Source organism: Paenibacillus sp. P13VS (assembly GCF_015143645.1).
Taxonomy (GTDB): domain Bacteria; phylum Bacillota; class Bacilli; order Paenibacillales; family Paenibacillaceae; genus Paenibacillus; species Paenibacillus xylanilyticus_A.
Genome location: NZ_WYEV01000010.1, coordinates 133,168 through 146,574, shown reverse-complemented (window position 1 = coordinate 146,574; position 13,407 = coordinate 133,168). Strand labels below are relative to the sequence as shown.

Sequence of the window (13,407 nt, the reverse complement as noted above, 5' to 3'; positions counted from 1 at the left end):
CTCTGGGCAGGATTTAACCATTCACACAAGGGCAAAGGAGATGACACAAATGACAGGAAAAGCAACCAAAGGGAGTCTAAAGAAATGGGTAGGACTTGCGCTTACGATGGTAATGGGAGTTTCCTTGCTGGCCGGCTGTTCATCCGCATCAGAACAAGGCGGAGCAGATGGCAATGCGTCAGGTAATGGCGAGCGTGTCACCTTGAAAGTGGAAGTGTTTGATCGTGGTAACAGTCCTTCACCTTACACCATTACGAATAACTACTTATCAAAGCTGGTGCAGGAAAAATTCGGTGACCCGAATAATATTGATGTGCAGTTCGTACCGATTCAACGCTCGGAAGAAGTGACGAAGCTGAATGTTCTCATGGCCAGCAATACCGATGTTCCCGATATTGTTTTTGTATATGACTCAAGTGTGTTCTACCGCTATGCCCAGCAGGGCGGGCTGACCGATGTCGGTGAACTGCTGGATCAGTATGGACCGAACCTGAAGAAGTTCCTGGGCGAGGATACATTAAAGTTTGGACAGCTGGAAGGCCAGCAGTTCGCTATACCGGGTAAACGTGCGATTACAGGACGATACAGCTCGTACATTCGTAAGGACTGGCTGGACAAACTGGGATTGCCATTGCCTACAACTACCGATGAACTGTATACCACTTTGAAGGCATTTAAAGAGAAGGACCCTGGCCAGCTTGGCAGCAAAAACATTCCAATGGGAATGGCGCTGGCTCCAGCTCAATTTGAAACATTAATCTACTCCTTTATCAAGCCGGTTAGTGGTGATCTGACTTACGCGCAGCGTTTTGAGCTGCCACTGCATGAGGGTTTCAAGGATGCCATGAAGTTCATGAACAAACTGTACAACGAGGGCTTAATCAGCAAAGACTTCAGTCTGGATGAAGATAAAACCCAACTGGCCAAGGACGTGCAGAACGGTAACATCGGCTACTGGTCTGAAGATGTGGATGCCATCTTCTATGCAGATGGAACGCTGGACAATCTGCGCAAAAATGTAGAGGGAAGCAACCTGGTTCCAGTCGATGCTTATACCAATGCGAATGTAGACAACAAACATATTAAGTCTCGTTACGGCTCCAACGGCATGTACATCATGATTCCTAAAAGCAGTAAACGCGCTGTGGAAGCGATAAAATATTTGGACTGGATGGCTTCAGACAATAACCTGCTGGATATCCTCAATGGGGTTGAAGGGGAGAACTATGAACTGGTTGATGGACTTCCTGTTGTCAAAGAGGATGCCTCGCAGGAAGCCAAGGATCGTCTTTTCAATGCAGGGGATATGGCCATCATTTCGAACGGCAAAAATGTGGGTGACCAGGCCATGAATGAAAAAGCTTGGGTCTTGGGATTCCCGCAGAACAATCAGGAGATGTTGAAGCAGTCCATTGATATTGCCAATACGGACACTGTAGGACCGATTATCTTCGATAAGCCAATTGAAGCAGAAATGAAATATGGCACAGCACTCAAAGATAAGCTCAATGTCATTATCGTAAAAACAGCAATGGCGAAACCGGAAGAATTCGAAGCAGTATACGAACGGGAAATGAATGATTACATGTCACTCGGCGGTGAAGCACTGAAAAAAGAACTTGAACAAGCTGTTCAGGAGCTTGCTGCCAAATAAGAAAATGATCCTCGCAAGTGGTACAGAGCTTACTGGAGAGAGCAGATAAACTTTGAAGTGACCTGTGCCGTCACCGTCACTTGAGGCGGCACAGTTTATCTTCACGGATTGGAGGAGACAGACATGACCCCCTACTTGAAGAGGTATTGGCAATTGTACGCGTTGATTTCCCTGCCCCTTATTTACTTCGTGATTTTCCGTTACGGACCGATGTACGGCGTACAGATTGCATTTAAGGATTTTAACCTGTTTCAGGGTATTGGCGGCAGCGAATGGATTGGCTTTGATGCCTTCCGCGAGGTATTTGGGATGCGGGACTTCTACACCACGCTGCGAAATACCTTTATGCTCAACTTTCTGGATCTGATTGTATCTTTTCCTGCTCCAATTATCCTGGCAATCATGCTCTATGAAATTCGGTTTAAATGGTTCAAAAAACTGTCGCAGACCATCCTGTATATCCCTCACTTCATTTCATGGGTGATTATCGGGGGGATCGTATACCAGCTGTTTGGCAACCAATCAGGTATGGTAAACGGTGTGCTCGAGAGTATGGGGCTGAACCCCATCCCATTTCTGACGGAAAAGAATCCGTGGCTTGTAACCTACCTGTTTACCGGTGTCTGGCAAAGTGCCGGGTGGGGAACCATCCTGTATCTGGCTGCACTGACGGGTGTGAACAAGGAGTTGTTTGAAGCGGCTGAGATTGATGGAGCAACACGTCTCAAAAAGATCTGGCATATTACATTGCCAAGCATCAAGCCGACCATTGTAACCCTGCTTATTTTGAATCTGGGGCACATGGTCACGATTGGATTCGATCGTCCTTACATTATCGGGAACACAGCGGTGCGTGAATATTCAGATGTTCTAAGCACCTTCGTATACCGGATGGGTTTGGAATCCGGGCAGTATACACTGGCAACAGTAGTCGGACTGTTCCAGGCCGTCGTGGGTCTTATTTTCGTGCTGGGCTCCAACTACATTTCGAAAAAGGTAACTGGTGAAGGGATTTTGTAGAGGAAAAGAACGTAAGCGAGCCTGTTATTCTCTAGACCATCAGTAGAGGAGTTGTGCGCATATGAGTGACCGCACCTCAAATCGGATTTTTGATATCGTTAATATCTCCTTTGTAACCCTGTTTGTCGTGTTCTGTCTAGCTCCTTTTCTGCACACGATTGCCATATCGTTTAGCTCCAACCGAGCGATAACATCGGGAGAAGTGAGGCTGTTTCCGAAGGAGTTTAATTGGGATGCATACGTCAAGGTGTTCTCTGACCATTCCATGCTCTATTCACTTGGTTACACTGCGCTTCTGACGATTGCGACTACGGTATTATGCATGCTGTTTACTATTGCTGCAGCGTACCCGTTGACCAAGAAGAAACTGAAGGGCCGCAAGCTCTTCATGTATGTCATCATCATTACGATGTTCTTCAGTGGCGGGATCATTCCGGAATACTTGCTGATTCGTGATCTGCATTTGCTGAATTCGGTCTGGGCATTGATACTGCCGGGCTTGGTCAGTCCGTTTAACCTGATTATCCTGATCTCCTTCTTCAATGGCATCCCGGAAAGTCTGGAGGAGTCGGCTGAGATCGATGGAAGCTCACATCTTCATACGTTGTTGAAAATCATTCTTCCGCTCTCGCTGCCAGTGATGGCAACCTTGTCTCTCTTCTATGCGGTGGGACGTTGGAACGGATTCCAGGATTCCCTGATGTACATTAACGATCCACAGCTGTATCCGCTGCAGCTTAAGCTGTTCCAAATGGTACAGAACAACATGGTGAGTGAACTGACACAGATGGAGGGTGCAAACCGCGCACCGCTTACACCAGAAAGTCTGAAGGCTGCCACCGTTATATTTGCTACCGTTCCCATCCTGCTGGTCTATCCTTGGCTGCAGAAATATTTCGTTAGTGGTGCCATGCTTGGGGCTGTAAAAGGTTGATTGAAGCCATATCCATCATATGTGGGAAAGGTTGCAATAGAGAAAGGAAGAGTGAGCTTGTATGCAGCAAAATGATAAGGGTGAGTATTCGTTCTCCACATGCTGGAACATTAAGCGTCACCAGGTAGGCGAGGCCATGATCCAGGAAATTCGCGAGCTTGGCTTCCGCCGTGTTGAACTTAACTACAACGTGACGCAGGAAATGCTGACGTCTATTGAGCCTATGATTGAGCGCGGAGAGATTGGTGTTTCCAGTGTGCATAACACATTTCCTCATGTGCCAGACCCGGATTACGGTACAGACTCGGTACTGCTCGGATTCCAGGAAGAAACGAAACGTCAAAAGGCCATCCAGCTGCTTGTCGGTTCTGCAGAATATGCCCATCGTTACGGGGCTGAGGCTGTTGTTGTACACCCGGGAGAGGTACCTATCCCGGAGAGTGTCAGCAAGGAGCTTGCTCAGCTGTATCACGACGAGGGGAAGGATTCACCTAAGTATCGCAGCAAATGGGAGGAATTTGTTGAACGTCGGCAGGCAATGAGCACCGGTTACGTCCAACAGATTATTCGCAGCCTGGATGAAGTCTGCAATCAGGCAGCAGCCCAAGGTCTCCATGTCCAATTCGGCATCGAAACCCGCTCAAGACCCCAGCAGATTCCTACGCTGGCCGAAGCCAAGACCATTATTAAGGCTCTGCAAGGGGCTCCAGTTGGCATCTGGTATGATACCGGGCATGCCATCATGATGGATCGTCTGGGACTCTACGACAGCGTGGGTGAGATGCAAGGGCTGATGGATGATATCGTAGGTGTTCATATCCATGAGACGCTTGGCCTTTCGGATCACTGGTGCCCGTATGTGCACAGTCAAGATATGCATTTCTATGATGCATACCTCCCCATGATCCGCCAGGCAAGGGTCAAGGTCTATGAACTGAAATCCGCTTGTACACCGGATGAAATTCATGAGAGTCACGAACTGCTTATGAAGAAGATGGATACGGCAAGGGAGGAACGATGATGTTGGAAACAGACCGCACGCTGGATGAGTGTGCTGCGGCTGTTTCTTTGGCAATCCAGCCCAGCCACGCGCAAATACTCAGTTTGGAGGGAATGGCACATGTACAAGCAACTGGTGGATAGCAATGACAAGGCGGTGGAGAGAGGCTTGTCCCGGCAGGTGCTTGATCCGAATAGCCGATACTACGGTGGAACAATCGATCCCTACACCGGTAACGCCTGGGTTAATCATACGACCGGAACCCCTACGGATATGTGTTACTGGGGGGCAGCGCTTGCTAACCCCGATTCAAGCTATTATCGGAATGAAGAGCTGTTACATCGCCTTCTACTGGCAACGGAGTTTGTGCTCCGTAACCAGCATGAAGACGGCTCCATATCTCCGGGATGGACCAACTATCATTCACCGCCAGACACGGCGTTTGTCGTGGTGGGGTATGCTCAGTTGTACCAGCTGCTTCAACAGCAGGATTGGGAGAAGCTGCAGCCTGTGCTGGACAATATGCGGTTATTTTTGGAACGAACCGTACCTGTCATGCTTACAGGAGGTTGCCATACGCCGAACCATCGCTGGGTGTTATGCGCGGCTCTTGGTTTCCTGCATCAGCTGTTTGACCTGGAAGAGACAGTGAAGCGTGCAGAGCAGTGGCTGGCGGAAGGAATGGATATAACTCCAGATGGGGAGTGGACAGAACGCAGCAACGGAATCTATAACGCGGTTAGCGACATGATGCTGATCCATGCGGCTCGGTTGTTAAATCGTCCTGAACTGCTTGAGCCCGTCAGACTTAATCTGCGCATGATGGTGTATCTGGTACATCCGACAGGTGAGATTGTTACGGATTACTCGGGCCGTCAGGATCTGGGCAGTATGCATGACCTGTCCCCTTATTACCTGCCATATGCAATCCTTGCGCGAATAGACCAAGATCCGCTCTTGGCCAATATGGCGAAATGGGCAGGCGATTCACTAACAGACCCTGGCGTCTGTTCGGTCAATTCGCTCATTCGGTTATTGCTGGAGCCGGAGCTGCAGGAGATATATGAGGTCGAAGATGAACTGCCTAAGCAGTATGAGATCATGTTGAATGAACACTTTGCGCGCGAAGGTTATTTACAACAAATGGCGTCAGCAGGACATTATGGACATATCTCTCATAGCCGGATGCATACGGATTTTGGCGCGCCTGTTGCCCGAATAAGGGATCATGCGACAAGCATAACCATAATGACGGAAGTGCCGTCTTTCTTTGCTCTTCGTCATGGTTCGGTGCGTCTTCTGGCCGTGCAGCTGGCCTCCTACTTCAATCCCGGCTATGTGCCAATGCAGCAGATGGACCGATTGCCCGCAGGATATCGCCTGAGGGGTGAACAGAAGAAAGGCTATTATGCTCCTATTCCTGCAGATCAGCTGCCCGAGACTGTGAAAACTTCCACTAGCCCTTGGTATCTGCTACCTCATCAGAAACGAGAACTTACGCATGAACAGATATTCCGCATAAGTGCGGAGGTAGTAACAACGGAGAAGGGGTGGAAACTGGAATTGTCAGGTGACGAACCCGAGGAGGTTATGATGCAGTTGTCCTTCGTATTCGGAGATGAAGGGGAGCTGTCAGCTGGCGAGCTGCTTGAGACGAGTGGCGGGCATTATCTGTGGAAGGGTGGAACGCTCCGCTATTCTTGTGGAGAAGACTGGATCGAGCTAACCGGAGGCGAGATGGGCCATCTGGCAGCAACCGTACGCGAGGCGAAATTACCAGACAGGTGCAAGGTTGTGCAGGTCAACTTTATGACACCGTTCAGGAAGACGATAGACATTACACTGTCACCGACGATGGCAGCGAAGTTGTAAATGGAGAGGGATCTCCATTTTCAAAGAGAAATTCCCATGAAATTCAGATGGCATTTCACCCTTCAAGGAGGATGGAATGCCATCTTTTTTATGTGCAATTTTTGCATAAAGCTCTTGAAACTACATGTTGAGAAGACCGCCGCCAGATGTGGTATACTGGAGAGTATGAATGAAAGCAAAGAGGAGGTGCCTTGGAAGATGAAGGGCAAGCTAGTGCGGGCAGAAGGACCCCTTGCCAATATTATACCGATTCACTTGGATGCTTCTTTCTTTTTCGAGAGAGCTGTCCGCTCGCTGGACCGTAATCATGTTGACAAGGCATTAAAATATTTTCGTAAAGCTGTTGAATATGAACCGGAAAATCCGGTGAACCATTGCAATATGGCGGGTATATTATCTGAGAAGGGAGATTACGAAGCTTCCAATGCTGTTCTGGCGCATGTGCTGGAGGTGGTGGATCCGTCCATGACGGAATGCTACTTCTATATGGCCAACAATTATGCGAATATGGACCGGTTTGAGGAAGCCGAGCAGGCACTTGTTACGTATTTGGAGGAGGACCCACAGGGGCAGTTCATGACGGAAGCCGAAGAGATGATGGAGCTTCTGTATTATGAGCTGGATCGCCCGGCCAAGCTGAACCGGATCAAATCCCGTAAAGGTGTGGTTGAGCACGATCAGGCAAGAGAGCTGCTGGAAGAGGGGAAATTTGCTCAGGCAGCCGAACTTCTGGAGGGCATGTCACCCGACTACCCTGACTATTTGGCAGCCCGTAACAATCTTGCGCTTGCTTATTACTATATGGGACTGTTCCCCAAGGCGAAAGAGACGATTGCCGAAGTGCTGGAGCAGGAGCCGGGAAACCTGCATGCCTTGTGTAATCTCGCGATCTTCCACCAGAACGAGAATCGGGCAGACCAAGTGTTATTGCTGATCAAAAAACTGCGTGTCATCGTGCCTTACCAAAAGGAGCAGGTGTATAAATTGGCTACCACCATGGGAATTCTTGGGCAGCATGACTCGGCCTATACCCATTTCCGCCGACTCTTGAAGGATGAAGAGACAGCAGCCGATCCGGCGCTTGCTCATTACGCGGCCGTGGCAGCATATAATACGGCGCGTTACGATGTTGCAGAGCGGCTATGGCGCCATGTGTCCAAGCTTGATCCGGGCTCAGAGGTTTCCCAGTTCTATCTGTCTGGCCTTGATGCCGTTCGGGAAGGGGAGCGTGAGCCGGAGAAGCTCAGCTATCACTACCATCTTCCGTTTGACGAGCAATTCAGACAATGGGAGAACTATGGTAACGGTATACCGGAAGAGATGAAAAATGACCCGCTCATCCGTTCATCGTTCTTCTGGGCGCTGCGCCATGGAGATCGTGCAACGAAGCTTCAGGTCATTCATGCCTTGGCCATGATCGGTGATTATGAGGTGCAGCAAGCCCTGCAATCCTTCGTACAAGAGCCTGATGAAGATCAGGATCTGGTTGCTGCGGCTGAATCTGTGCTCAAAGGGCTCCAAATGAAAGAGCAGAATCAGGGCAAGAACCATGATCAACAACCGGTATCCGGGATAACAGACCGTCTTCTTCCTAAGATGCAATCAAGTACAGTGCAAGCCAAGTCGGAAACGACTTCGCACTGGCAAGCCGTAGTGGAGCGTGCTCTGCAGATGACAGAAGCGAAAGCAGAGCTGCAGCAGGAGATGGAACGGATCTGGACCGATTATGTATCCAGAGTGCATCCGGATGGCCCGGGGTTCAAGCAAATTGAAGGCTGGGCTGCGGGGCTGGAATATCTCGCAGCCAAAATCCACAGTCGTCCCGTTACCTATCAGAGCATTGCGGAACGGTACGGCATATCGGCTTCCACTGTTAGCAAATACGCACGGCAGATTGTTCGGGTGTGCGGAAGCATCCCGCCAACCGTGTAGTCTACTCCGGGTTACATGTACCCTTTCTTGTTGGCCGTATAGATGAGCAACATTACGTGCTTGGAGACAGTTTGAGAAAGATCGGAATTTCATGAAGGATACAATTGCCTGCAAAACGGGTAAACTTAACGAATAGGCTTCGTCATATCACTCTAGAAGTTTTCCAGTCAACACACTCTCAACCTTATCAAGGAGGCGGTATCTATATGTCTAAATACAGAACGATTGTGATCGGAACCGGACCTGCAGGTTTGACGGCAGCGATATATCTGGCTCGTGCCAACCTGAACCCTTTGGTCATAGAAGGTTTGCAACCTGGAGGCCAGTTGACAACCACGACAGAGGTTGAAAACTTTCCAGGGTTCCCGCAGGGCATTATGGGGCCGGAATTAATGGATAACATGCGGAAGCAAGCAGAGCGTTTTGGAGCGGAATTCAAGAATGGATGGGTAGAGGAAGTTGACTTCAGCAAGCCGCCATTCAAGGTGAAGGTCGGAGGCATTGGTGAGCTTGAGGCGGAGTCGATTATTATCTCTACCGGTGCTTCTGCCCGCTATCTCGGCATTCCGGGAGAGCAGGAAAATGTGGGGCGCGGCGTAAGTACGTGCGCGACATGTGACGGATTCTTTTTCCGTGGCAAGAAAATCATTGTTGTGGGTGGCGGCGATTCCGCGATGGAGGAAGCCAGCTTCCTGACCCGTTTTGCAACAGACGTGACACTCGTTCACCGCCGGGATGAATTGCGGGCATCGAAGATCATGCAGGACCGGGCGCGCAGCAATGAGAAGGTGAAATGGGCTCTGAACCGGACACCGCTCGAAGTTGTGCCAGAGGCACTGGGTGTCAAGGGATTGAAGGTGCGCAATAACGAGACCGGTCAAGAGGAGCTGCTCGAAGCCGATGGCGTATTTGTAGCGATTGGCCACACGCCTAACACGGGCTTCCTGGGTAACCAGATTGCTCTCGATGATCACGGTTATGTTCTGGTGAAGCCAGGAACCACCGAAACGAACATTCCGGGTGTATTCGCCTGCGGTGACGTTCAGGATACGAAATATCGCCAAGCCATCACGGCTGCAGGCTCAGGCTGTATGGCAGCCATGGACTGTGAGAAGTACCTTGAAGGTAGTATTATCCACGACTGGAGCGAAACGCTGGATAAGTAAGCATGACCAAGGTAGTGCACTGCATAAACTATAAATAAGAGACAACGGGAAGTCTCATCACGTGAGAGAAGCCGGGAGGCTTCTCTTTTTTTGAAACCAAATGGACATGAGATCGTATACATAATGGGCATATTAGCTGCGAGGTGAAGATTTTGGGGGAAATGATTAAAGAGTGGATAAAAAATGCAACAGTCAGACGCTTTTTGATTCTGCTGTTGTTTTGTTTGGTCCTGTTCAGCATGGGGAGTATGCTGCACATGATCTTGCTGCTATTTCTAGTGACGTATGTCATGAATCGGTTGCAGCAGTTTATTACGGGGAAACTAAATCGGCTATTTCCGATTAATTATAAAGTCGTCGTCATACTGCTCTATCTGATCGTCATTGCAGCCATTGTGCTGGGGATATCGAGATATTCACCGAGAATTGTCAATCAGGTCATTCAGTTAACCAATGAGATTATGACGTTCTTCGATACCGCTGAAGGGGATAATCTGGCAGCCAAAGTGGCCAGCTTCCTTCAATCATACGATATCAAGAACTATGCGAACGATGCATTGAAGTATATTTTCGCTCTGAGCAAATGGCTCGAGTTTATTCTGCTGGTCATCATACTCAGTCTGTTCTTCCTGCTGCAGAAGCAGGAGATCGTCAAGTTCACATCCAAGTTCAAAACGAGCAAGATCGGTTGGTTCTACAATGAAGTAGCTTATCTTGGGGACAAATTCGTATCGTCTTTTGGTAAGGTGATTGAAGCGCAGCTGATGATCGCCGTATTCAATACGGCTCTTACCATTCTGGGTCTATGGATACTCGGATTCCCGTATCTGTTTGCTCTGACGATTCTCGTATTCCTGCTGAGCCTTGTACCGGTAGCGGGAGTTATCATATCATTGGTGCCTCTGTGTCTGATCGGTTATCAAATGGGCGGAATACAGCTGAGCATTATCGTTATCGTCATGATTGTCATCATTCATGCACTGGAAACGTATTTCCTTAATCCAAAACTGATGGCACATAAGACGAAGCTGCCGATGTTTTACACGTTTATCGTACTGATTCTGTCACAACACTTCCTGGGAATCTGGGGCCTTATTATCGGTATTCCGATCTTTGTCTTCCTGCTTGATATCCTGGATGTCAACAAAATGGAGAAGACCGAGGAACCGGTACGTGTGGAAACCAAGCTATAACGATCGGCTCAACGACTGGGATTAGTGAGGATTATACGGCTGAAAAAGTTGAAACGCCTCCCGTAGGGAGGCGTTTTTGTTTTGTGCACGGGCCAGAGGCCACGTCTTTGTATATGTAGTTCGCCTGTGGATCGCGTCACTGGATGACGCAAATCCGATTTACAACCAGCCTTTCTCCTCAGCCACACTGACCGCTTCCATCCGATTTTTTGCCCCAAGCTTGTTAAAGGCTTCGGACAGGTAATTACGTACGGTGCCGTACGAGAGATGGAGTGAGGTTGCAATATGATTGGCGTTCATGCCGGTTGCTGCCAGTTTCAGCACTTCCTTCTCCCGCTCCGTTAAGGGATTAGATTCCTTGGCAGCGCCAAAGACCAGTTCGGGGGACACTTCCCGCCCACCATTCATGACACGGCGAATAGCTTCCGCTAAACGGTCACTTGGCTCGTCTTTCAACAGATAACCTTGCACACCGGCCTGAATAGCTCGTTCCAGGAAACCCGGCCGGGCAAAAGTCGTAAGGATGATAATGCGGCAGGTCAGGCCAAGTTGCTCTATACGTTCTGCGACCTCAAGACCCGTCATGACAGGCATTTCAATATCCATTAGGCATAGGTCAGGCTGAAGAGAAGAGATCTGCTGAAGTGCTTCTTCTCCGTTACCTGCTTCACCGATAACTTCAAAGTCATCTTCGAGATCAAGCAGTGAAGCAAGTGCGCCGCGCAGCATGCGCTGGTCTTCGGCAATCATGATTCGAATCACTATTTCACTCCTCCTTGGGGTTCACTGGCAATCAGCGGAAAGGAAAAGACGAGAATGGTTCCTCCTGCATCGGATGTAATCCGTAGAGAACCATCAATCAGTCCCAGGCGTTCAGACATGCCCTTCAGTCCGTTGCCTGGACGTTCGGTGGAAGGCATGCCGTGACCATTATCCCTTACCGTGATCTGAACGCCATCGTGTGTTCGTTCCAGATGGATCAGACTCTGAGAGGCGCCACTATGTTTCACGACATTGGTACGGCTTCAAGCATACAGAGACTGGCCATGTTCTGGGTCAGGTCCGGCACATCGCCATGCGGCTCCAGATCACCTGTTATTTGAAGCTCAATGTCTGCACTCTTCAGCATCTCTTGGGCGTCGGCTAGCGCTTCAGCTATGCTGATCGCCCGCATGTCAGAGACAAGCTGCCTTACTTCACGCAGCGCTGCTCGAGAGGTGCGTTCGATCTCACGCGCTTCCTGTATGGCACGTTCGGGATTTTTGGTGATCAATTTGGTGACGAGTTCGCTCTTGAGCGTGATCAAAGAGAGTGTATGTCCCATCGTATCATGCAGATCGCGGGCGATACGCATGCGTTCTTCCCGCTTGATCAACTCCTTGATATGCTGGTTGGCCTCATCCAGCTTCGCTTCCAGCTGCTGACGATCCAGCATGGTTCTGATTCCATAGGGTGATACCAGCATAATTAGGTAAAACGGAGTAAAGAACAGGAGTTGCTCCGCAGTAAATTCCTTGATGTTAACAGCAATGGGAATGGTCTGGACGATGGCAAAAAACAATAGAAACCGCCGGAACATCCGTTGCTCCGTATACCATCCGATAAAGTTGGCCGAGAAAAAGCCCAGAAAGAACATATTCGGATCAATCATAAGACTTAGTACCAGTACGGCAGCCATCTGCACACCAAGCCAGTAGGAGAATGCGGAGGTCCCGGACGTCATATATAGCTGCCGGTAGGTCAGGATAAATATAATGAATACCGTGACACCGATGTACAAATCAAGCCCATGAGCTTTCCATAAATAATAAATCGGCATAGCAAGATAGATCATCCAGATGTATGGATAAATTCCGTACCGCTTAGGGAAAAGCTCAAAACGCTGAAACATACCAAGATTAAGCCTCCTTTTGTTTGCTGCGGATATATGTGGATATTAACATAAAAGCCGCCAAGTATGCTGCCAATAGCAGGATATCCCGCAGCTCAGGTACACCACCGGTTACAATAACCCACGCTCCATTGCCGAAACTATAGGAAGGCAGCCAATGACCGATTTCTGCAAGCCAGCTCGGCATGACGTCCAACGGCATCCACATCCCCCCAAGTAAAGCGAGCGAAAGATATAGAGCATTGCTGAGCCCGGTAGCGGTATCGACACGGCGGAAGGTGCCAATACACGTACCAAGGGCGAGAAAGGGCAGAGAACCAGCCAAAATCCACAGTGCGGAGCCGATCCACTCGGAGACCGAGAGGGTAACGCCATTAATCAGATAGCCTGCTACAAAGATAATGACAATGGAACACAGATGCATGGCTGTCTGACCGATCATTTTGCCGCTGAAATAAATGGAGTCCGGGAGAGGAGTGACGCGCAGATAGGTGACCCAGCCGTGCACTCTCTCCTGAACGAGCCGGATCCCCAGGGTCATAATGGATGAACCCATAACGCTAAAACAGGTCATAGACATGAGGTAGTGTGCGTTCCACTCCTTCGCATCTACTGCATCTGTGGTAAATATGCGGGTGTAGAGAACGTAGAAGATCACAGGCATCAGCAGTGACCAAAATACAAAGTAGACATTGCGGGACATGCGAAGCATTTCAACGCGAGATTGGGCAAACAGTATAGACAT

At 49.3% G+C, this 13,407-nt stretch carries 12 protein-coding genes; 8 read left to right on the top strand and 4 right to left on the bottom strand.

Going from position 1 to position 13,407, the window contains the following annotated elements; all coding sequences use genetic code 11:
* Nucleotides 1-49: 49 nt before the first annotated feature.
* From GUA98_RS22890 to GUA98_RS22855, 8 genes are all read left to right on the top strand, one after another.
* Nucleotides 50-1,654 (top strand): extracellular solute-binding protein, encoded by a 1,605-nt coding sequence (locus tag GUA98_RS22890; protein ID WP_153976488.1) that lies wholly within the window; start codon nt 50-52, stop codon nt 1,652-1,654.
* A 123-nt stretch (nt 1,655-1,777) separates the two neighbouring features.
* On the top strand, nt 1,778-2,674 hold the full coding sequence (locus tag GUA98_RS22885; protein ID WP_095292991.1) for an ABC transporter permease: 897 nt from the start codon (nt 1,778-1,780) through the stop codon (nt 2,672-2,674).
* A 61-nt stretch (nt 2,675-2,735) separates the two neighbouring features.
* Nucleotides 2,736-3,608 carry a carbohydrate ABC transporter permease gene (locus GUA98_RS22880; RefSeq protein WP_193724494.1) on the top strand — a complete coding sequence of 291 codons (873 nt, stop codon included), beginning with the start codon at nt 2,736-2,738 and terminating at the stop codon, nt 3,606-3,608.
* A gap of 61 nt (nt 3,609-3,669) precedes the next feature.
* Complete coding sequence (locus GUA98_RS22875) at nt 3,670-4,629, top strand: sugar phosphate isomerase/epimerase family protein (RefSeq protein WP_193724493.1); 960 nt, start codon at nt 3,670-3,672, stop codon at nt 4,627-4,629.
* Between the two features lie 99 nt (nt 4,630-4,728).
* Complete coding sequence (locus tag GUA98_RS22870) at nt 4,729-6,480, top strand: hypothetical protein (RefSeq protein ID WP_193724492.1); 1,752 nt, start codon at nt 4,729-4,731, stop codon at nt 6,478-6,480.
* 198 nt (nt 6,481-6,678) lie between these two features.
* Entirely contained in the window at nt 6,679-8,412 is a 1,734-nt protein-coding gene (locus GUA98_RS22865; RefSeq protein WP_193724491.1) for a tetratricopeptide repeat protein, read from the top strand.
* A 206-nt stretch (nt 8,413-8,618) separates the two neighbouring features.
* Nucleotides 8,619-9,578 (top strand): thioredoxin-disulfide reductase, encoded by a 960-nt coding sequence (trxB, locus tag GUA98_RS22860; RefSeq protein WP_193724490.1) that lies wholly within the window; start codon nt 8,619-8,621, stop codon nt 9,576-9,578.
* A 257-nt stretch (nt 9,579-9,835) separates the two neighbouring features.
* Nucleotides 9,836-10,771: an AI-2E family transporter gene (locus GUA98_RS22855; RefSeq protein ID WP_236146770.1), complete on the top strand. Its 936-nt coding sequence runs from the start codon at nt 9,836-9,838 to the stop codon at nt 10,769-10,771.
* Nucleotides 10,772-10,930: 159 nt separating this feature from the next.
* On the opposite strand, the gene GUA98_RS22850 is transcribed toward GUA98_RS22855, so the two are convergent.
* Genes GUA98_RS22850 through GUA98_RS22840 form a run of 4 tightly spaced genes read right to left on the bottom strand, consistent with a single transcriptional unit; the run spans nt 10,931 to nt 13,407 of the window.
* Complete coding sequence (locus tag GUA98_RS22850; protein ID WP_193724489.1) at nt 10,931-11,533, bottom strand: response regulator transcription factor; 603 nt, start codon at nt 11,531-11,533, stop codon at nt 10,931-10,933.
* Nucleotides 11,533-11,781: a sensor histidine kinase gene (locus tag GUA98_RS29770; RefSeq protein ID WP_227779999.1), complete on the bottom strand. Its 249-nt coding sequence runs from the start codon at nt 11,779-11,781 to the stop codon at nt 11,533-11,535. The genes GUA98_RS22850 and GUA98_RS29770 overlap by 1 nt, the downstream gene beginning before the upstream one ends.
* Entirely contained in the window at nt 11,778-12,662 is an 885-nt protein-coding gene (locus GUA98_RS22845; protein WP_227779997.1) for a sensor histidine kinase, read from the bottom strand. The genes GUA98_RS29770 and GUA98_RS22845 overlap by 4 nt, the downstream gene beginning before the upstream one ends.
* 7 nt (nt 12,663-12,669) lie before the next feature.
* Nucleotides 12,670-13,407, bottom strand: coding sequence for an ABC transporter permease (locus GUA98_RS22840; protein WP_153976494.1), 738 nt, complete (start codon nt 13,405-13,407; stop codon nt 12,670-12,672).

Coding starts and splice junctions, on each gene's coding strand:
- GUA98_RS22890 (WP_153976488.1), top strand. CDS start 50: ATGACAGGAAAAGCAACCAAAGGGAGTCTAAAGAAATGGGTAGGACTT.
- GUA98_RS22885 (WP_095292991.1), top strand. CDS start 1,778: ATGACCCCCTACTTGAAGAGGTATTGGCAATTGTACGCGTTGATTTCC.
- GUA98_RS22880 (WP_193724494.1), top strand. CDS start 2,736: ATGAGTGACCGCACCTCAAATCGGATTTTTGATATCGTTAATATCTCC.
- GUA98_RS22875 (WP_193724493.1), top strand. CDS start 3,670: ATGCAGCAAAATGATAAGGGTGAGTATTCGTTCTCCACATGCTGGAAC.
- GUA98_RS22870 (WP_193724492.1), top strand. CDS start 4,729: ATGTACAAGCAACTGGTGGATAGCAATGACAAGGCGGTGGAGAGAGGC.
- GUA98_RS22865 (WP_193724491.1), top strand. CDS start 6,679: ATGAAGGGCAAGCTAGTGCGGGCAGAAGGACCCCTTGCCAATATTATA.
- trxB (WP_193724490.1), top strand. CDS start 8,619: ATGTCTAAATACAGAACGATTGTGATCGGAACCGGACCTGCAGGTTTG.
- GUA98_RS22855 (WP_236146770.1), top strand. CDS start 9,836: ATGATCTTGCTGCTATTTCTAGTGACGTATGTCATGAATCGGTTGCAG.
- GUA98_RS22845 (WP_227779997.1), bottom strand. CDS start 12,662: ATGTTTCAGCGTTTTGAGCTTTTCCCTAAGCGGTACGGAATTTATCCA.
- GUA98_RS22840 (WP_153976494.1), bottom strand. CDS start 13,407: ATGTCTATACTGTTTGCCCAATCTCGCGTTGAAATGCTTCGCATGTCC.